At 38.2% G+C, this 20,473-nt stretch carries 21 protein-coding genes; 15 read left to right on the top strand and 6 right to left on the bottom strand.

Features of this window, described 5'->3' with window-relative positions:
- The first annotated feature begins 191 nt into the window (after window positions 1-191).
- The 15 genes from ACI48O_RS00615 to ACI48O_RS00545 all read left to right on the top strand — a co-directional run bounded on the left by ACI48O_RS00615 (window position 192) and on the right by ACI48O_RS00545 (window position 15,055).
- The gene (locus ACI48O_RS00615; protein WP_435559757.1) at window positions 192-893 is read left to right on the top strand and encodes a response regulator transcription factor; all 702 of its coding nucleotides are present in this window, start codon (window positions 192-194) and stop codon (window positions 891-893) included.
- A 39-nt stretch (window positions 894-932) separates the two neighbouring features.
- Window positions 933-2,336: a sensor histidine kinase gene (locus tag ACI48O_RS00610; protein WP_435559756.1), complete on the top strand. Its 1,404-nt coding sequence runs from the start codon at window positions 933-935 to the stop codon at window positions 2,334-2,336.
- A gap of 136 nt (window positions 2,337-2,472) precedes the next feature.
- The gene (gene bioD, locus ACI48O_RS00605) at window positions 2,473-3,177 is read left to right on the top strand and encodes a dethiobiotin synthase (RefSeq protein WP_435559755.1); all 705 of its coding nucleotides are present in this window, start codon (window positions 2,473-2,475) and stop codon (window positions 3,175-3,177) included.
- Window positions 3,178-3,443: 266 nt separating this feature from the next.
- Complete coding sequence (locus tag ACI48O_RS00600) at window positions 3,444-4,427, top strand: thiamine pyrophosphate-dependent dehydrogenase E1 component subunit alpha (protein WP_435559754.1); 984 nt, start codon at window positions 3,444-3,446, stop codon at window positions 4,425-4,427.
- Window positions 4,428-4,449: 22 nt separating this feature from the next.
- Window positions 4,450-5,433 carry an alpha-ketoacid dehydrogenase subunit beta gene (locus tag ACI48O_RS00595; protein WP_435559753.1) on the top strand — a complete coding sequence of 328 codons (984 nt, stop codon included), beginning with the start codon at window positions 4,450-4,452 and terminating at the stop codon, window positions 5,431-5,433.
- Window positions 5,434-5,449: 16 nt separating this feature from the next.
- Window positions 5,450-6,796 (top strand): dihydrolipoamide acetyltransferase family protein, encoded by a 1,347-nt coding sequence (locus ACI48O_RS00590; protein WP_435559752.1) that lies wholly within the window; start codon window positions 5,450-5,452, stop codon window positions 6,794-6,796.
- 10 nt (window positions 6,797-6,806) lie between these two features.
- Window positions 6,807-8,201: a dihydrolipoyl dehydrogenase gene (gene lpdA / locus ACI48O_RS00585; protein ID WP_435560018.1), complete on the top strand. Its 1,395-nt coding sequence runs from the start codon at window positions 6,807-6,809 to the stop codon at window positions 8,199-8,201.
- A gap of 167 nt (window positions 8,202-8,368) precedes the next feature.
- Window positions 8,369-9,316: a sugar-binding transcriptional regulator gene (locus ACI48O_RS00580; protein WP_435559751.1), complete on the top strand. Its 948-nt coding sequence runs from the start codon at window positions 8,369-8,371 to the stop codon at window positions 9,314-9,316.
- Between the two features lie 283 nt (window positions 9,317-9,599).
- Entirely contained in the window at window positions 9,600-10,538 is a 939-nt protein-coding gene (locus ACI48O_RS00575) for a sugar-binding transcriptional regulator (protein ID WP_435559750.1), read from the top strand.
- Between the two features lie 185 nt (window positions 10,539-10,723).
- A complete protein-coding gene (locus ACI48O_RS00570) occupies window positions 10,724-11,107 on the top strand; it encodes a transcriptional regulator GutM (RefSeq protein ID WP_435559749.1) in 384 nt (127 codons plus the stop codon).
- Between the two features lie 11 nt (window positions 11,108-11,118).
- On the top strand, window positions 11,119-11,676 hold the full coding sequence (srlA, locus tag ACI48O_RS00565) for a PTS glucitol/sorbitol transporter subunit IIC (protein ID WP_435559748.1): 558 nt from the start codon (window positions 11,119-11,121) through the stop codon (window positions 11,674-11,676).
- A gap of 15 nt (window positions 11,677-11,691) precedes the next feature.
- Window positions 11,692-12,702, top strand: coding sequence for a PTS glucitol/sorbitol transporter subunit IIB (gene srlE, locus ACI48O_RS00560; RefSeq protein WP_435559747.1), 1,011 nt, complete (start codon window positions 11,692-11,694; stop codon window positions 12,700-12,702).
- A gap of 17 nt (window positions 12,703-12,719) precedes the next feature.
- Window positions 12,720-13,097 (top strand): PTS glucitol/sorbitol transporter subunit IIA, encoded by a 378-nt coding sequence (locus ACI48O_RS00555; protein ID WP_435559746.1) that lies wholly within the window; start codon window positions 12,720-12,722, stop codon window positions 13,095-13,097.
- A gap of 101 nt (window positions 13,098-13,198) precedes the next feature.
- Window positions 13,199-14,530, top strand: a complete 1,332-nt coding sequence (locus ACI48O_RS00550) for an NAD(P)H-dependent oxidoreductase (RefSeq protein WP_435560017.1) — start codon at window positions 13,199-13,201, stop codon at window positions 14,528-14,530.
- A gap of 165 nt (window positions 14,531-14,695) precedes the next feature.
- Window positions 14,696-15,055, top strand: coding sequence for a bh protein (locus ACI48O_RS00545; protein ID WP_435559745.1), 360 nt, complete (start codon window positions 14,696-14,698; stop codon window positions 15,053-15,055).
- A gap of 124 nt (window positions 15,056-15,179) precedes the next feature.
- Here ACI48O_RS00545 and ACI48O_RS00540 read toward each other — a convergent pair whose 3' ends face one another.
- From ACI48O_RS00540 to ACI48O_RS00515, 6 genes are all read right to left on the bottom strand, one after another.
- The gene (locus tag ACI48O_RS00540; RefSeq protein WP_435559744.1) at window positions 15,180-17,054 is read right to left on the bottom strand and encodes an ATP-binding protein; all 1,875 of its coding nucleotides are present in this window, start codon (window positions 17,052-17,054) and stop codon (window positions 15,180-15,182) included.
- On the bottom strand, window positions 17,047-17,457 hold the full coding sequence (locus tag ACI48O_RS00535) for an ATP-binding protein (RefSeq protein WP_435559743.1): 411 nt from the start codon (window positions 17,455-17,457) through the stop codon (window positions 17,047-17,049). Before ACI48O_RS00535 ends, ACI48O_RS00540 begins: the two co-directional genes overlap by 8 nt.
- Before the next feature lie 224 nt (window positions 17,458-17,681).
- Window positions 17,682-18,653 carry an AtpZ/AtpI family protein gene (locus ACI48O_RS00530; RefSeq protein WP_435559742.1) on the bottom strand — a complete coding sequence of 324 codons (972 nt, stop codon included), beginning with the start codon at window positions 18,651-18,653 and terminating at the stop codon, window positions 17,682-17,684.
- On the bottom strand, window positions 18,650-19,030 hold the full coding sequence (locus ACI48O_RS00525) for an ATP synthase F0 subunit B (RefSeq protein ID WP_435559741.1): 381 nt from the start codon (window positions 19,028-19,030) through the stop codon (window positions 18,650-18,652). Before ACI48O_RS00525 ends, ACI48O_RS00530 begins: the two co-directional genes overlap by 4 nt.
- Before the next feature lie 12 nt (window positions 19,031-19,042).
- Window positions 19,043-19,786 carry a F0F1 ATP synthase subunit A gene (atpB, locus tag ACI48O_RS00520; protein WP_435559740.1) on the bottom strand — a complete coding sequence of 248 codons (744 nt, stop codon included), beginning with the start codon at window positions 19,784-19,786 and terminating at the stop codon, window positions 19,043-19,045.
- A gap of 258 nt (window positions 19,787-20,044) precedes the next feature.
- Window positions 20,045-20,395 (bottom strand): ASCH domain-containing protein, encoded by a 351-nt coding sequence (locus ACI48O_RS00515; RefSeq protein ID WP_435559739.1) that lies wholly within the window; start codon window positions 20,393-20,395, stop codon window positions 20,045-20,047.
- Window positions 20,396-20,473 lie beyond the last annotated feature (78 nt).

Below are 20,473 nucleotides of genomic sequence, written 5' to 3'. Positions count from 1 at the left end.
TGAAAAAATAATGAAGGTTTTCAAGGAAAAATCGACAAAATCGAGCTCATATTTGGTCAAGACAGGTCAATAGTGAAAAGTTTTGTAATTTTTCAATCTTTTTTAACAATTTGAGTTTACAATATTTGTAGAGAATAATTTTTAGAAAATGCAGAATTAATATAGATTATTTTTAAAAAGCAGGTGATAGGATGGAAAAGGACAAAATCCTCATTGTTGATGATGAAGAACGAATTAGGGAAATGATTCGGGAGTATACGAGTCTTGAAGGGTTCGACATTGATGAGGCTGCGGATGGGGCGGAAGCATTGAAAATGTTTAATAAAAAGCATTATGCACTGATAATTCTCGATGTCATGATGCCAAAGGTTGATGGGTGGAGTGTTTGTCGAGAGATTCGAAAAACGTCTCAAGTACCGATTATCATGTTGACGGCTAGAGGCGAGGAATATGATAAGCTGTTCGGATTTGAATTAGGGGTGGATGACTATATCGTTAAACCATTCAGTCCGAAAGAACTATTGGCACGTATGAAAGCGATTATACGTAGAAGTAATAAAGCAGCAGAGGAGAAGTCCTCGGAGTTTGAAAGGGTTAAAATTGACGGCCTAATGATTGAATACGAATCTAGGGATGTTTATGTTGATGGAGAGGTAGTCAATCTAACTCCAAAAGAATTTGAGTTACTCAGCCTGTTTGTGCAGAATCCGAAAAGGGTGTTTTCTCGAGAACAACTTTTGAATGCAGTTTGGGGCTATGATTATAAAGGTGATGATCGAACCGTTGATACACATATCAAGACGTTGCGAGAAAGTCTCAAGGAATATCGCCGATTTATTGTGACTGTATGGGGGACAGGCTATAAATTTGAAACGACCGATTTACAAAAATAAGGAGATAAACAGCTGTTGCAATCCTATTAGGAGGAAAAAATGAAGAGCATCCGTTTTAAGCTTTGGGCAGGGATGATGGCTCTGGTCGGTATTGTGTTACTACTTCTTTGGCTATTCCAGATTGTCTTCTTAGAAACCTTTTACAATCAAATGTGGATTTCTTATATAAAAACAGAAGTTTTAGCCATCAATCAATTACTTGTGAATGGAGAAAATGAGCAGTTTGAAAGCAAGCTTGAGCAGTTTGCATTTAATAATAACATCTATACTGAGTTAGTTAATGAAGAAGGAAAGTCTCTTTATATTACCGGCTCGTCTAGCTCTGCGGGTAAGATGCCGATGATTGACAGCAGCGAGAGGGAGAAGGTTATTCAGGAGATTTTAGCTGGAAAAGAGGTAGAAATCCCTGTAACGCATCCTCGGTTTGGTAATAAATTTATGCTGATTGGGTTGCCGATTAGATTATCGATGGAGAGATCTCAGGCGATGCTGATCATTACACCTCTGGCTCCAATGGAGGATATGGCACTTATTTTAAAGGGACAGCTTGTGTATATTACAATTATCCTTTTATTTGCATCCTTATTAATCTCTTATCTGTTATCACGCAGTTTTTCTAGTCCAATTTTAGAAATAAAACGAGCATCGGAAGCAATGGCATCTGGTAATTTTTCAGCAAGAATAAAATCGAATAAACAAGATGAGATAGGGGAATTAGCCGTATCGATCAACTATATGGGAGAACAATTATCAAAAATTGAGCAACTTAGAAAGGACCTCATTGCCAATGTATCTCATGATCTTCGTACACCATTAAGCCTTATTCGAGGATATGCTGAAACAATTAGGGATGTTACTGGAAAGGATCCTGTTAAACGGGATAAGCAGCTTGGAGTGATTATTGAGGAAACAGAGCGGTTAAGCAAAATAGTCGATGACATTTTAAATCTGTCACAGCTTCAGTCTGGGAATGTAAGGCTAAGTAAAAGCAGGTTTAAAATTAACGATTTAATTGAAACAGCGGTAAAGAGCTATGATATTTTAAGCGAAAAAACGGGAGTGAACATTGTTCGCACCGGAGTTGTTGACAGATTCGTAGGAGCCGATGAAGTGAGGATAAGCCAAGTAGTCCATAATTTAATTAATAATGCGTTCACCCATACTCCAAAAGGGGGAACGATTACCGTCAATATGATAAACGGAACGAAAACAGTCAAAATTGAGGTTTCAGATACCGGTAATGGCATTTCTGAAGATGAATTACCTTATATTTGGGAGCGGTATTATAAGGCAGAAAAAACGAGCCAGAAAAAAACAACTGGAACGGGATTAGGGTTGGCCATTGTCAAAGGCATCTTGGATGCTCACGATGTAGACTACGGTGTCGAAAGTCAAAAATACATTGGAACAACATTCTGGTTCGAGCTCCCTTTCGTGGAATAAATGCGCTTTATTTACAGAACCATTGAATTATTGTTTTAGGCCGTTATAGAACCGAGCTTGTATATCGTTGATAAATGCTCTTCTTTATGTTAACTTATTTTTAAAAACGGTTAACATAAATTACGGAGGGTATGAGATGAGCAGTTATTTTATTACCGGAACAGACACAGATGTCGGAAAGACGGTAATTACAGCGTTATTGGCAGCGTATTTTCGGAAGCAGCAAAAACAGGTCTTGCCTTACAAACCTGTTCAAAGCGGGGGAATCGATGTTGCAGGAAACCTTGTTGCTCCTGATGTTGAGCTTTATCAGTTGGCAATTCCAACATTGAATGAAGGGGAGGCAAATACGTATTTATTCAAAATGCCTAGTTCCCCACATTTAGCGGCAAAAGAAGAAAAGGTAGAAATATTACCGATGAAGATCATCGATCATTTCAAGATGCTAGAACAAAAATATGACACTGTCTTAGTTGAAGGTGCGGGAGGCTTGATCGTACCGCTTCAAGAAACTGGTTACTGTATGCTTCAGTTGATTCAGGAATTATCAATACCCGTCATTCTTGTAGCACGGGCTGGTGTTGGAACGATCAATCACACGGTTCTTTCTGTTATGGCGCTGAGGGCAGCTGGAATAGAGGTCGCTGGGATTATTCTAAATCGATTAGGGTTAGAGGATCTTAAGGTTGAACAAGATAATAAAAAAATGATTGAGTTGCTAACCGAGATTCCTGTAATTGGTACAGTTCCGTATTTGGACAAAATAGAAGACGTTTTTCGAAATAGTAAATTACTAGACAAAGTATTAGCATCTTTCCAATTCGAAAGATTAAGAATATGAAACCTTCTATTACGGATGTAATCAATTCCCCGGCAAACCACCAGCTAGAGTATCTATTAAAACCAGATATTTTTACGTATTAATTAAATGAAAATCAATTATCAGATAAGGGAAAATCGCATGAAGTAGCGGTTTTCTCTTTTTTTATTGCTAACTTCAGATCGGGGTAGGACAGTAAAAATACACCTTGACGAAAGTAAGCCTAAAATATACAATGATTACAAATGTAACACATAAGAACAAATGTAAAACAAGGAGGAGTAATCATGTTAAAAACAGTTAAACTTCCACCAAATGTGGCAGAAGCAAAATTAATTGATTTATATAAGCAAATGTGGGTAATTCGTTTTTTTGAAGAAAAGGTTGATGAATTCTTTGCAAAAGGGATGATCCACGGAACAACGCACTTGGCAGTCGGACAGGAAGCTTCTGCTTCCGGTGCATGTGCTGTGATCGAAGAAATAGATAAAATTACGAGCACCCACCGAGGGCATGGACATTGTATTGCTAAAGGTGCTGATGTTAATAGAATGATGGCGGAGTTGTTTGGAAGAACTACAGGTTATTGCAAAGGTAAAGGCGGTTCCATGCATATTGCGGATGTAGATAAAGGGAACTTGGGAGCGAATGGGATTGTAGGCGGAGGACTTCCACTTGCAGTAGGCTCTGCTCTAACATCCAAAATGAAAAATCAAGGCTATGTAACGCTTTGCTTCTTCGGTGATGGTTCAACAAATGAAGGCAGCTTTCATGAAGCAGTTAACCTAGCCTCTATTTGGAAACTTCCTGTTGTTTTCATCTGTGAAAATAATCAATACGGTATGTCCGGTCCAGTAAAGGAAATGGTGAACATCGAGCACATTGCTGAACGGGCTGGTTCATATGGTATTCCAGGCAAAGTGGTAGACGGTAATAATATTATCGAGGTTATGAATGAAGTATATGATGCAGTTGCATACGCCCGTTCCGGAAATGGTCCTACATTAATAGAAGCAAAGACATATCGCTGGAAAGGTCACTCTAAGAGTGATGCCAAAAAATATCGTACCCGTGAGGAAGAGCAGGAGTGGAGAGCGAAGGATCCAATTGCCCGTCTTGCCAATCTATTGATTTCAGAAGGGATCTTTACTAATGAAGATGCTGACAGATTAAGACAAGAAGCAAAAAAGGAAATTGAGGAATCTGTTGTGTTTGCCCAAAATAGTCCCGAGCCAGGGTTAGAGACTTTAATGGAAGATATTTTCGCATAAGAAACGGGAGGAGTAATAGATAATGAGGGAGATTACTTATTTAGAAGCCGTTAGAGAAGCAATGAGCCAAGAAATGAGAAAAAATGAGGATGTTTTTATTTTAGGTGAAGACATTGGTGTATATGGGGGAGCTTTTGGTGTTACCAGGGGAATGATCGAGGAATTTGGTCCTGAACGGATTCGTAATACTCCGATTTCAGAGGCAGCTATTGCTGGTGCTGCTGTTGGTTCTGCTTTAACGGGAATGAGACCGATTTTGGAACTTCAATTCTCTGATTTTATTACCATCGCAATGGATCAAATGGTGAATCAGGCAGCCAAACTCCGTTATATGTATGGTGGAAAAGGAAAGGTACCAATGGTTTTAAGAACTCCTTCCGGTTCTGGAACCGGAGCTGCTGCTCAGCATTCTCAAAGCTTAGAAGCTTGGATGACTCACATTCCAGGTTTGAAGGTAGTCCAGCCTTCAACGGCTTATGATGCAAAAGGTTTATTAAAGGCAGCTATGGACGACGATAACCCGGTAATATTCTATGAACATAAATTATTGTATCGAACGAAATGTGATGTTCCGGAAGAACAATATTCGATTCCGTTAGGTAAAGCAGATGTAAAACGGGAGGGCACTGATGTTACTATCGTCGCAACTGCGATTATGGTTCATAAGGCACTTGAAGCAGCAGTAGAACTAGAAAAAGAGGGAATCAGCGTTGAAGTCATTGATCCACGGACACTTGTACCCCTTGATGAGGAAACGATTGTAAACTCTGTTAAGAAGACTTCAAGAGTGATTGTTGTCCACGAGGCAGTCAAACGTGGTGGCTTTGGTGGAGAAATTGCCAGTATGATCGCAGAAAGTGAAGCGTTTGACTATTTGGATGCACCGATTAAGCGATTGGGAGGAAAAGCAGTTCCAATTCCTTATAATCCTGTTCTTGAAAAGGCAGCAATACCACAGGTACCGGATATTATTCAAGCTGTCAAAGAAACGTTAAACCGCGCTTAATGAGGAGGACATTTTAATGGCTAAAGAAATATTTATGCCCAAGCTAAGCAGTACGATGTCGGTCGGAACGCTCCTTCAATGGTTTAAAGAAGAAGGTGACAGTGTTTCCGTTGGTGACCCATTGTTTGAGATTATGACAGATAAAATTAATATTGAAGTGGAGGCCTATGAAGAAGGCACACTTATCAAACGGTACTATAAGGAAGACGATGAAGTTCCGGTTAACCATGTTATTGGTTATATCGGTGATTCAAACGAATCTGTACCGGATCATCCTCCGGGTTCAGCAGAAGGTAATTCAGAGGCAACTTCAAATTCAGATGATAATGGATCCGCACCGTCTGTAATGGAGGAAGAAAGACAGTCTGTAAACGCTTTTACAGAAAAACCAAGAGTAACTCCTGCAGCCAGAAGAGTGGCGAAACAAAAAGGAATTGGCTTGCAAGAAGTCCCTGGTTCAGGACCAAAAGGGCGGATTCATGTTGCGGATGTAGTCTCATATTCTATTAATCATGCTTCACCAAAAGCAACGCCGCTTGCTAAAAAGCTTGCCCATGCGCAAGGTGTAAATTTATCAGGCATGCAAGGATCAGGTACTAATGGAAAAATCCTTAAGCAGGATGTAGAAGGTTCGTTGGCAAGCCCTGTCACAACTACACAGCCGGTTCAACAGGTTAAGCGTACCGTCAAGCTTGATGGGATGCGCAAAGTGATAGCCAAACGAATGGCAGAAAGTGCTTATACCGCTCCACATGTTACATTGAATAGTGAGATTGACATGTCCAAAGCGATTGAAATTCGAAAGCAATTGCTTGGAAAAATCGAAAAGCAAACAGGTTTCCGACTATCTTATACGGAAATCATTCTTAAGGCTGTAGCTCAAACATTGAAAAATCATCCGATCATCAATGCATCTCTCCAAGGTGATGAGATTGTATTTCATGATGAAGTCAATATAGGTCTTGCTGTGGCAGTCGATAATGGTCTTGTTGTTCCAGTCATAAAACATGCAGATCTTAAAGGTTTGGCAGCATTAACAGAAGAATGCAAAACACTTGGAAATGCAGCAAGAGAAAATAAACTAACGCCAGCCCAATTTTCCGGTGGAACGTTTACGATTAGTAATTTAGGAATGTACGCAGTTGATACGTTTACTCCGATCATTAATCAACCTGAATTAGCGATTCTTGGAGTAGGTAGAATTGTCGAAAAACCAGTTGGAATAAACGGTGCCATTGTATTGCGTCCGATGATGGGGCTCAGTCTATCCTTTGATCATCGTGTCATAGATGGTGCACCTGCTGCCGCATTTTTGACCGACTTGAAAACAGTCTTAGAAAATCCATTTGAATTACTAATTTAAAGGAGCTTGTATCATGAATCAATTTGATATTGCGGTAATTGGCGGTGGCCCGGGTGGCTATGTGGCAGCGCTCAAAGCAGCACATCTTGGCAAAAAGGTTGCATTGGTAGAAGCCGACTTTTTGGGTGGAACTTGCCTTAACAGGGGCTGTATTCCTTCGAAAACCCTGCTTAAGCATGCCGAAATTATTGAGTCTATTAAGGTTGCGAAAGACTGGGGAATTGAGACAGGCGAAGTTGTTTTTTCCTTTGATAAAATGAAAAAACGTAAGGATGAAGTAATTGTTCGCCTCCGCAAGGGAATTCAATATCTGTTAAACCAGGGAAAAATTGCAGTATATCAAGGTTTTGGAACAATTGAAGAAAATCAAATGATCAAAATTGATAGAGATGGGATGGAGGAGCAAATCCAGGCAAAGCAAATTATTGTCGCGACAGGTTCTTCACCTTTTGTTCCTCCTATTGTGGGGTTATCTTCGGTCGATTACCATACGAGCGATACCATCTTTGATATCAGCGATATTCCCGAGTCTATTGTCATTATTGGCGGCGGTGTAATTGGATTAGAATTCGCCTGCATTTTTGCAAGCTTAAATACAAGCGTTACGGTTATTGAAATGGCGGATCGAATTGTTCCACTTGAGGATGCAGAGGCCTCAAAACTGTTAACAAAGGATTTAAAGAAAAAAGGGATTTGTATATATACTGGTACTAAAGTGGTCGAAGTCAAGAAAGATGGACAAACTGTTGTTCGTTGTATAGATTCTAAGGGCAAGGAATTTGTCGTTGAATCGGAGGCACTTTTAGTAAGCGTTGGTCGTAAACCGAATTTAGCAGCTGTACAAAATCTTCAGCTCGTCAAAGAGGGTCCATTCATTAAGGTCAATGAAAAAATGGAGACAAGTATCCCGAATATTTATGCAGTTGGTGATATTGTTGGGGGCTACCAATTAGCCCATGTGGCAAGTGCCGAGGGAAATATAGCTGCTGCCAATGCAGCAGGGGAAGTGGAAAGAATCGACTATAAAGTGATTCCTCGCTGCATTTATACTTTTCCTGAAATAGCTAGCGTTGGTCTATCAGAGGATGATGCGAAAAAGCAAGGTTTGACAGTTCGGTCAGAACGATTTGATCTTGTCGGGAATGGTAAGGCTTTGGCACTAGGAGAGACGAGTGGATTTGTAAAAATCGTATATGATGAGCAATTTGGTGAAATTATTGGTGTCACAATGGTGGGTCCGCATGTTACGGAGATGATTTCTGAAGCCTCTGCGTTTATGTATTTAGAAGGAACAGTAGTGGAAGCGGCAAAAATGATTCATCCACATCCGTCTGTAACAGAGGCTTTCTATGAGTGTGCCGAAAAGATTGTTCATAAATTAAAGAACAAAGTTGCATTAGTATAAAATATAACTAGGGCTGCTTCCAGCAAGTTGGATGCAGCCCTTCTTGGAATTGAAATTTGATTGTGAGTATTCAAGTGGTTTAGTAGGTTCTTTTTTGGTTAAAAAATAGTAGAATAAAGATTAGACTTTAACTCTACATAGAAGGTATTAGTATGGGAGGTGAACGTATGTTAAGTTGGGAAGAAAGAAGGCAATTAGTTAAAATTGCAAATCTTTATTATAATGATGGCTGGACACAAGAACAAATCGCCAAAAAAATTGGTGTATCCAGACCAGTAATTTCGAAATATTTACAAAAGGCAAAAGACGCTGGAATTGTCGAGGTTTATATTAAAGATGAAACGGTCCATACAGTCGAACTGGAAAATGACTTAGAGAAGAAGTTCGGTTTGAAGGATGCTGTTGTTGTACCAACTTTCGGCCTAACCCCGGATATGATCAAACGGGCAGTGGGGCAATCAGGTGCATACTATGTATCAAAAAACATTAAAAATTGTAATCGGTTAGGTATTTCATGGGGAACTACGCTTGCTGAGCTTGTTAGAGAGTACCCGTATGAACGTCGTTTAAATATGAAAATCATCCCGCTAGAGGGCGGTATGGGCAGTCAGCATGTGGAAATACATGCGAACCAATTAGCCTATGAACTGGCGAAAAAAATGCATTGCAAATGTTCTTATCTATATGCGCCGGCCATTGTCGAAACAGAGGAGCTAAAAGAGCGTTTAATGGCAATGGAAGATATTAAAGCTGTTCTAGAAGAAGGAAAAAATGTAGATGTAGCCTTAATAGGAATTGGAAATCCGCATAAATCTTCTACTCTTGAAGAAATAGGCTACTTACAAGAAAGTGATGTTAAACATTTACGTGAGGTCGGAGCCGTCGGCGATATTGGTTTCCGTTTCTTTGATAAGACTGGAACTGCCGTCAATGATGAGTTAAATAATAAGGTTATCGGAATCTCATTGGAACAGCTGAAAGAAGTAAAAGAGGTTATCGCTGTTACCGAAGGAGCTCATAAGCTTGAAAGCTTGCTCGGTGCCCTGAACGGGAAACTTATCAATGTTTTGATTACCGATGAACATACAGCAACAGCTTTAATCAAAAATGTGTAAAGCCATTCGAGGGGATGGCTTTTTTTTATTTTTCGAAAAATCGGCACGATTCAAAAACATGCCTTAAAATTAATAATGGAATCTTCAATTCTTTTTATTAGTATTGTAATATGATAATATAATTTACAGTTTTTTGGAACATATGTTACAATTAGTATCAATGGTGAAGAAAAAACAGATGAAATTTTTATTTTATTTAATAAATTAAGCGCTTTCAGGTAATTGGTGTTAAACTCTATTACTATTTCGAAAAAATTATATTGAGAAAGAAGATGAAGTTATAGTGTCTTTATTAGAAGATCGTCGACTGCTGGTTAGAATTGCTCAATTATATTACGAACAAGGGGCTAACCAATCCGATATCGCCAAAGAAATTGGAGTGAGCCGATCCCTTATTTCAAAATATCTTTCCAAGGCAAGGGAAATGGGGATTGTCGAAATCATCATTCATGATGAAGTTATCCATCCATTTAGTCAGTTAGAACGAGAAATTGAACGATTATACGGTCTTAAAGAGGTAATATGTGTTCCAACAGTAGGAAATGAATCTTCAAAGGCTAGAATTGGTGCAGCAGCCGGTCAATATTTACTTAGGGTAATAAAAGATGGTCAAACCATTGGTGTGTCATCGGGAACGACTTTGGATGAAATGGTGAAATCAATCGCGACTAATTTCTATTATCGATCAGTCACATTTGTTCCATTAGTTGGTGGTCTTGGGGATGAAAAGGTGGATTTTCATTCAAATTATATCGTTTCAAAGCTTGCTGAAAGTCTTCAAGCTAACTACAAGCTCCTTCATGCGCCAGTTATGGTCGATTCAAAAGAAGCAAAAGAGATTGTCATTCAGCAATCATCCATTCAAAATATATTCGAATTAGCATCCCGATCGGATATTGCGATAGTAGGGATCGGTGGAATTCCTCAGCATTCCACAATGGTCAAATCATATTTTGGGCGTAAAATAAGGGAGAACAACGATTTTAATGACTCTATCGGTGATATTTGCTATAACTTTATTGATGAAAACGGAAATGTATCCTCATATTCATGGAATGAGAAGGTGATTTCACTGCCAATTGAAAAACTGAAGGAAATACCGATGGTAATTGGAGTGGCAGCAGGATTAGAAAAAGTAAAGGCAATTAAGGCCTCACTAAAAGGGAAGTTAATTGACGTTTTAATTACCGATGAACTTACAGCGATGTCCCTTCTGCAATAGTAAAATTCTCATTAAAAATGAATAACTTGGAAATCATAAGTGGAGCGCTGACTCCGCTTTTTTTTATTTAAAAAGTTTTTTTAATATTATTTATTGACAATAAACTGAAAGCGCTTTTATAATAATAACATAGGTTACGGTATGGAACATTTGTTACACAATTCATGGTAAAGGAGGAATAGCTCTTGTGGGGGTGGTTCATCGGTTTATTCGTTGGGATATGGTTGCTGCAAATTGCACTAACTTGGAACCAGAATAGACATTACAAGAATACGATCAGACAAATGAGCAAACGTTCTTCAGGCTATCTTGGTGTTGGGGTAAAAAAGGAAAGACTTGGCACTGGAGTTGTCGTCATTATCGTAACTGATATTAATGGAATTATTTTAGAATTTAAAAAATTAGAAGGTGTCACAGTGTTTGCAAGATTTAAGGAGGTAACCAATTTTAATGGATTATCCTTGAACGAATGCAAACAAAAAATCAAAGACAATAAATTGGGGTTCGCTGTTAGCATGGCTATTGAGAAAATCCATTTACAGATGGAAAAAACACAACCAATTGGTTAGGGGGAAAAAAGATGGACGTTTTGGTACATGTTGCTGAAGGCTTTATCGGAATGTTTCAAAAGGGTGGCGAAACATTTATGGGTTTGTTCACGGGAATCATCCCAACCCTCATTTGTTTAATCACTGCCATAAATGCAATTATTAAAATGGTAGGGGAAGAACGAATTCATCGTTTCGCTCAAAAGTGTACAAAAAATATTGTGTTACGCTACACGATCTTTCCAGTATTAGCAGTATTCTTCCTTACAAATCCAATGGCATATACCTTTGGTAAATTCCTTCCAGAAAAACAAAAACCAGCTTTCTATGATGCAGCCGTTTCATTTGTTCATCCTGTTACAGGATTATTTCCACATGCTAATCCAGCCGAACTTTTCGTATATATGGGGATCGCTCAAGGGATTACGACTCTAGGGTTATCATTAGGACCTTTGGCTATCCGTTTCTTCATAGTAGGGGTTATTGTAATCCTAATCAGAGGTATTGTAACTGAAAAAATCACAGAAGCAATGATGAAGAACAAACAGGTTAAATCTGATTCTGACTCCGCTCAAACAATGAGTGCGTAAAAGGGGGAAACTACGATGACGAAATATCATGCTGTTAAAATTTCTAAAGGACCTGGTGGATGGGGTGGACCATTAACGATTCTACCAACTGAAAAGAAAAAATACGTTGTTTCCGTAACGGGTGGCGGAATTCACCCAATCGCCCAAAAAATCGCCGATTTGACCAATGCAGAAGCAGTTGATGGTTTTAAAACATCAATCGATAAAGAAGAAATGGCTTGTGTGATTATTGACTGTGGTGGAACAGCACGCTGTGGCGTTTATCCAAAAATGGGTGTTCTCACTGTAAACTTAACACCGACATCACCATCTGGACCATTAATGAACTTCATAAAAGAGGACAATTTTGTATCAGGAGTTAAAGAAGCCCAAATTCAACATACTACTGATAAAGTTGAGGCAAAGGCAGTTGAATCTGTTCTCGACAAAGATCATGCCCTAAGGATTAAGAATGAAGCGAAAGAAAAAGCTGCTGGATATTCAGCACAGTCTAAAAGGTTCGATATTGTTAATAAAGTTGGCCGCGGTGCAGGTAAAGTAGTTGGTATCTTCTACCAGGCCGGCCGTGAAACTGTTGAACAAGTAATCAAAAACATTCTCCCGTTTATGGCATTTGTATCTACGCTAATCGGTATTATTCTTTATACAGGTATTGGTGATGTAATCGCCAAAGTAGTGTCACCATTAGCAGGGAACTTGGTTGGACTATTAATTATCTCGGTCGTTTGTGCACTGCCGATTCTATCTCCATTACTTGGACCCGGTGCAGTAATTGCTCAGGTGGTAGGTGTGTTAATTGGGGTTGAAATTGGTAGAGGGAACATTCCGCCTGCTCTTGCTTTACCAGCATTGTTTGCAATTAACCCACAAGTTGGCTGCGACTTCGTTCCTGTTGGATTAACGCTTGGAGAAGCTGAACCAGATACAATTGAAGTAGGGGTTCCGGCCGTTCTAATGTCTCGATTAATTACCGGTCCGGTGGCAGTAGTCATTGCATATCTATTTAGCTTTGGTTTATACGATTAATGCTTGGAGGTTACCTAATGGAAAATACTTTAACAACCGTATACAAATCAAGAGTAACCGAAATCGGTTCTGAGGTTCAGTTGTTTTTAACAGAAAAAATGTTAATTATTTTCAATGAAACCGCACCAGCTGATTTAAAAAGTATTGGTGTCATCCATGAGGAAACAGAGCTTCTGCAAGATATAGAAGCAGGGGATACCCTTATTCTTGGTGGGAATAGTTTTAAGATTTCCTTTGTTGGTGGAAAAGCCAATCAGACAATTCGTGAATTGGGTCATTGCACGCTTGCTTTTAATGGAGAGACTTCAGCCGATCTGCCAGGGACAATTTGTGTTGAAGATAAGCCAATTCCAGAATTACTAGAAGGAATAGAGCTAGTTTTTATAAAAGAATAGGCTCAGTTAAAGATCATTATTGATTTAGCTAGATGTAATCGGCGTAGAATTCAAATAGCTAGTTAAAAGAGTAAAAGAAAAAATGGGAGAGGAGCATGGAGATGCTTGGAATAAACAGAAAGCTGGAACAACTTGAAAAAGAGGGAAAAATCATAAAGGTTGGTCTTGTTGGCGCGGGTCAAATGGGCCGAGGAATGGTTTCTCAAATTGAAAACATGAACGGAATGCGAGTTGTTATTACAGCTGATATTAAGGTTGAAAATGTTACAAACGCATATCTTAAAGCAGGGGTTCGCGAAGAAGATATCGTAGTGACAAATTCCCCTGTCGAAGCTTCTCAAGCGATCCAGGCTAACAAAGTAGTGGCAACTTCTGATTCACGTCTCGTTACTTCTATTGAAGAAGTAGAAGTTGTCGTTGACGCGACTGGGGTTCCGAATATCGGTGCGAAAATTGCTTGGGATTCGATTTTAAACAAGAAACACATCGTTATGCTCAATGTTGAAGCGGACGTAACCATTGGACCGCTGCTTTACAAAATGGCAAACGCTGCAGGAGTTGTTTATACAGGTACTGCTGGTGATGAGCCAGGGTGTATTATGGAACTTTATGATTTCGCAGAAGCACTTGGCTTTGAAGTAGTGGCTTTAGGTAAAGGAAAGAACAATCCGCTAAATCTTGAAGCAAATCCTGATTCTGCTGCTGAGGAAGCAGCAAGAAAAGGCTCAAGTCCAAAAATGCTTGCTTCTTTCCAAGATGGAACTAAAACGATGGTAGAGATGACAGCAGTAGCAAATGCAACAGGTTTCTTACCTGATAAAGTGGGGATGCATGGTATAACAGGTACTGTTCAATCCCTTCCTGCCGAATTCCGACTTAAAGAGGACGGCGGAATCCTTGAAAATAAACGGGTTGTTGAGTTTGTAAACGGTGTTGCTCCAGGAGTGTTTGCAATAATTGCATCCGACAAACCTGAAGTGAATCATGAAATGCAATATTTGAAAATGGGTGATGGACCGAACTATATTCTTTATCGTCCATATCATTTATGCAGCCTTGAAACTCCGCTATCCGTTGCAAGAGCATCTATCTACAATGAGCCAACTATTGCACCTTGGGCAGGTCTTCAAGCCGAAACCGTAACGGTCGCGAAAAAAGACTTACAAGCTGGCGACTTCCTTGATAGTATAGGTGGATTCACAGTTTATGGAACGATTATGAAGGCTACTGAAGCAAAAGAAAAGAAAGCATTCCCGCTTGGGTTAGTTGACACGAATGTGCAATTACTTCGCTCAGTGAAAAAAGGCGAAATTATCTCTTATGATGATGTGGTACAAACAAAGCCATCAACGATTTGGAATTTACGTAAAATGCAGGATGAACTACTTGAAACCCAAGCAAGCATCGCAAAAGTTGAAAAAGCTTTAGTATAGTAAAAAAATCAATATAGCATATAACCGATCTAGAGTGGTGGATAGTAGGGGAAGGCCCCTTTTGTCCACCACTCTGTTTCCTATTCAAAATTTATTTGTTATATTTATAAAGAATATATAATAATAAGATAAGAGTGATGAGACTTTTAAAAGGGGGGCTAACACTTGAAGAGAATCGAGATGGAAGCCGATTTGTTTTGTATTCATTGTAAGGATGAAGTTCCACACAAAATTATCTATATCAATGATAAAATCTCACATCTTGAATGTGAGGTGTGTTCCCGAGTTATTGATATGTCTCTTGATATACAAAAAGAGTTCTATAAAGAGGTTTATAGAAGAATCGCATCTAAACCTCACCGGATCACTCAAGAATATAAAGATGATTTGAGCCATTTTTTGTTATCAATTCCTAAACGTGCAATCACAAAGCCTTACCGCTTATTAAAAGATATAAAAGAAATCAGAGAAATAAAAAAAGAAAAGGAATTGCAATTGCATGTATATGACAAAAAAGAACAATAAATTACGAAAAAACCTGTGAATAAATAAATCTCACAGGTTTTTGTGTTTAATTATAAAATTGGTCTGTTGATTTCCGCTCCAATCAACAGAGTGTTCAAAATCCAAATTCTTCTATAACACAGTTTTATTTTGTAATTGCAAATTGTGGGATTTCTTGTAGTGCTTGCTGCAAGTCTGATTTTGTTTTTAATTCATTGTCGATTTCAATTCCCAGTTCAATCATCGTGTCAGCGATTTCGGCACTGATACCTGTGAGAATGGTTGAGCAGCCAAGTAATTTAATCCCTTTTACGATTTTAAATAAGTGATTGACTACAGCTGTGTCGACAAACGGAACACCAGAAATATCAATAATTAATTGCTGGGCCTTTAACTCTTTTACACGAATTAATGTTTTTTCACGAATTTTTTTAGCTCGATACGTATCAACATTTCCGACAACAGGCAGAATACAAACCTTTTCAGCAATCGGAATGATTGGAACCGATAATTCGTCCACAGTCTCGCGATGGCTTTTTAACAATTCTTCCTTATAATTAACGTAATAAGCAGTATAGGAGTCAATATATAAATCGATGATATCATTTACACTGCGTTCTAGAGTGAAAAATTCTTCAGTAGATAGACTATTTTGGGATTCGTTATAGAATGATTTAATGGCATTCCAGATAATTCCGCGTGATGATTGGAAAAGCTCCCACGCTAGGTGCATTGGAAACTCAGTTTTTGCACTTTTTACGCCTCTTTCTTTTGCCACATCCATAATTAATTCTGTTTTTAACTCAAGAATATTTTGGGCAACAAGCTTCATAATCGGATTTCCGTATTTGCCGTATGCTTCCATTTCGCCATTTTCAATAAGTAAAGAGGTAATATAGCTTTTATTTTTCTCTAAATATTGAACCCATTCTCTTGTGTAGAAATCCAGGTTTTTATGCAAAAAGTCCGTTAATTCCGTTTTTGAATCAATTACTTGTAACATTGAATTACCTCCTATAAATTGGGTTGAAAATTGGTTTGATTTAGGGAACGACAGGAAAAAGGTTGTTCCCAGTCCTTCTTCACTTTGTACGCGGATCTTGCCATGATTACTCTGAATGGCGTTAAAAACCTGAGCTAATCCCATTCCTTTACCGTCCTGCTTTAATGTAAAGAATGGTGTTCCAAGCAATCGGAGCTTGTCCTTTGGAATACCAACCCCGGAATCTGAGATGCTTATATGGACATCATGACCATCTTCATATTGTTCGATAATCAGAGTCCCGCCATCTGACATGGCCTCAATAGCATTTTTGATTAGATTAAACAACGCCTTTTTTATTTGATCTCTTCGACCAACTATGACTGCGTTTTCATTTTCAAAGCTCTTAATTAGATTGATTTGGTAAAGCTGGTTTTGAAATAAAAGCAGTATAGATTCTATTTCAGAACAAACATTGAAGGTTGTTTGGTTTTCTTGAAAGAACTCAGGCTTTGAAACACTCATTAAATCGTTCAAAATATGAATTGCGCGGTCTAATTCACTTTGTGCAATTTGGGTATATTCTTCTTTATAGGTTTGTTCCATTAACTGAAGAAAACCTTTTACTGCAGTTAGAGGATTACGTACTTCGTGGGCGATCCCGGCAGCCATTTCACCAATAGAAGACAATAAGTGATTATTCCAGTTATTATGGTCATGATTACTTAACAAATTGTAGATATTCAGCATATAAACATGAATTTTATCTAGCTTTTGCTCGATTAATGAGCGATGGAATAAAAATAAATAAGGCTGACCTTCAATAGTTACAAAGAACTCGCTTGTTTTTCCCATAAAGCATTCATGCAATTTTGTCTTAATTTCATTGTTTTTGACACGATGAAATAGATAGTTTGTATCTCTATCATCTGAGAGCAACAGTCTTTTTGCCTCGCTGTTTGCTTTTTTTATTGTTCCATCGGGATTGAGCTCAATTAGACCATATGAGATCTCATGAGCGATAGGGGATTTAATCAATTTGACTAACCTGCCCTTCACTAAACCATTTTACGGCTCGGACTTTTGTACCTTGGTGAACAGTGCTTGTGATTTCAAATTCATCCATTAAACGTTTCACTCCTGTTATCCCCAGACCTAAGCCAGTTTTAGAATGGACTTTTTTATTATTTAAAATTTGATCAAGGTTAGGAATGCCAGGACCTTGGTCAACAGCGACAATTTCTATTCCATAGGAAGGAACTGGCTTGATAAAAAGCTCGCCCTTGCCAGCGTAAAAGACAATGTTACGGGTTAATTCCATTATGGATACAACTAATTTCGTTTGTTGGCTTTTATTTAAGCCAAAATCTTCAGCCACTCGTTTACCGATTGTACTTGCCATGTACACATCATCTTCGCGTTCAATAACAATCCTGTACAAATTCTTCTCCTATCCTTTTCATAAATTAAAGTGAATATATTTCCACAGAGTATTTTAGCATATTTAAACAGAAATTTGATAATGTTTTTTTAAAATAAAGAAAATTCGAACATAAAAGACATTAGCTGCTATGAACTGCCAAGTTTCGGCGGGGATTTGTCGAAAAACAAAAAGCAACTTCTGGAAAAACCAGGAGCTGCTTTAAATTTGGGATTAATTATTATTTAATACCCTCCAGCTTGTTTTTTCTGGGGTTTTTTGTGGGTAATTAGACCGTTGTATTCAGTAATATATAATTCAATGTCAGGCTTTTCGGTTAAATAATGATCCTGAAGCAATTGATAATAATTCACTCTATGAAGTGTATCATATGGCATCATTGGATATTTTTCAGTGGCTTTATAAAATAAATAAACTGCTTTTTGAACCTTGTCTAGGATTGGAGGTATATGTTTGTCCTTTTCCTCGAAAATTTCGTATGTTTCTTTTGACATATAAAATGGTTTGTTCGGTATTCCCTTTAGGTAGGGAGCAAGTTTTTCAAAGTCAATGCTGTTGTCAGCTTTGACAAGAATGGTTCTGCTTATTCCTTTAGGTAAATCAGCTGAAAAATTGCGTACTGCTCTTTGAACATCATGTAAGGTTGGCTCAATAATCGGCCATTCAATAACAGCATCATTTGTTTTACTTACCTTTATTGGTTTTCTCCGGGCTATACCCTGTTTGGAAAGGATTCCAATATATTTATACATCATAACATAACCAATCAAAATGCCTACGACAAGTCCGAACATTAAACCAATAACAGTAAATGATGGGTAATTATTTAGTTGCTCATCCATCTTTGCACCAAGCTGATAACCTGCGAAGATGGATAGACCAAGAGCTACTCCTCCCATAATGTGTACAGAGGATGTTTTGATTAAAAAGTTAATAAATTCCTGAAGGTTTGTTTCTACGCTCTTTTTCCCCTTTTTTAAAGGATTTTTTATGTCATCGATAATTTCCTCACTAGCATTGCAGTCTTTTAGGAAATTTTCAATTGCATCCTTTGCGACATCAGGATCATTTTTAATAATATAGGCTGTCTTGTGAAAATTCCCTCTAGCATATTTGATATTCACCCATTTAGGAGCTTCTTCAAGTTCTATTTTCTCAACTACCCTGCCTAGTTCTTTAATATAAATATTTTTCATGAAGCACCACGCACCCCATGAACCTTCTTAGGACGCCCATCATCATATGCTTGGGTCCGAATCATTAAGGCTTCTTTTCGAGCTTCTTTAATAATATTCTCTGCTTCCTGACGACCATTTAAAATCATTTTTCTGGCCTCCTGTGCAGCTTGTTCGGTGATTTCACGCTGTTTCATCATATTTTCTTCCGCATCACGTTTATATGTCTCCGCAAGCCTAAGTTCATTTTCAATAGTTTCTCGGCGATTTTCCAGTGCCCCCACAATTTTTGCGAGAAACTTGTTTTTTAAAATAAAAATCAATACAGTAAACAAAATAGCTTGGTAAATCATCGTCCCCAGTGATACAGGCATACCGAAGATTTCAAAATCCCCCATTTTTAACACTCCTTAAGCGGCCTCATTCACTCTTTGGCCAATATAAACCATGAACAATGTAACGAAAATGTAGGCTTGGATTCCTCCTATGAATAAACAGAAGGCTTGCCAAATCATCATAGGTGCTGCAGTAAGTAAACCAGCACCAAGGCCTGTAAACCATCCAGCATTGAAGCCCTTCGTCACAGCTCCGGCAAGGATTGCAAGCATCACTTCTCCGGCATAAATGTTTCCGAATAGTCTTAGCCCGAGTGTAAGTGTGGTTGCAACTTGCTCCAGAATATTAATCACAAAGAGCGCTTTGAATGGTTTAAAGAAACTAAGAAGGTAGTTTTTAAAGCCATGCAGACGTATGGCTATAAAATGAGTATAAACTATCATCATAATAGCCAGCGTCAAGGTAACGTGAGCATCTGCAGTTGGTGACTTCCACCAGGTTGCATGTTCTTCCCCGGCAATAATCGAAAATGGAATCCCTAAAGTATTAGCGACAAACAGATATAGAATAAGCCCTACGCCAGCAGATAAAATAAAGAAATTTTCCTTGCTGCCAATGGAATTGACCATGATATTCTCAACAAAATCGATAATCCATTCCATTAAGTTTTGAAGTTTTCCGGGCTTTTTTTCGGTAATGTATCTTGTACAAATGTACACGAAAATAAGCACGATCAACGCTGAGATTGTGCTAGTAAGTATGATGGATAAATCAAATGTCATTCCAAATATTTGCACAAGTGGGCGAGTGGAGTGCATAAGATAACCTCCTTTCTGTTAGTAAGTAGTGACAGAAAGTGGTGGGGAGTTGAGTAGAAGAGTATGTTTATGTATACTATATTTCTATTATACAAAAAGAACTAGGAAAAAGGTACTAGTAAGAGGTGAATAAATTAAAAATTCTGAATAGTATTCTTATAACTGTTAAAATAGGTAAAATATAATAATCTTAAAAGGGGATGGTATCTGAAGCTAGGTAATAGATCGGATACCATCATTTCAATATTTAAATAGTATCTACTCGTTAATCGGACTAAATTCATGAACCCAAACCCTCATTTTTGGAAGCCAGGGCATACCAGGGTGGTAGGAAAGGATTGTTTGCTTATACTCTTCGACAGAATCAAAACCTTCCTGCCGAGCATGATCATCGGTTAGCTCTCCCAGTGACTGAGAATAAACCCGATTAACGATAAATTTCTTTTCCCTCAATACCATGATCTCCCCAACATCTGCATACCTTCCATTTCGGCGGGTTGCTGTTTTCTTGCCTTCAATGACTTTGTTAACATCCTCTGCTTTTGTTATCAGTCTTTCAATCGTACATGTTTTGGGTGGTAGTTCACTGTTCTTACTGTGATTATCCATTTTTAAACCTCCTCATAAATAATAAGGATAGACTTGATTCTTTCCTTATATACTTTCTTTTACAGGATTGATCAAAAC

Origin of the sequence: Neobacillus terrisolis, assembly GCF_051233475.1 — a bacterium.
GTDB lineage: Bacteria > Bacillota > Bacilli > Bacillales > Cytobacillaceae > Bacillus_BU.
Note: the sequence above shows the minus strand (reverse complement) of the source record. Positions and strands in the feature narration are given on the sequence as shown.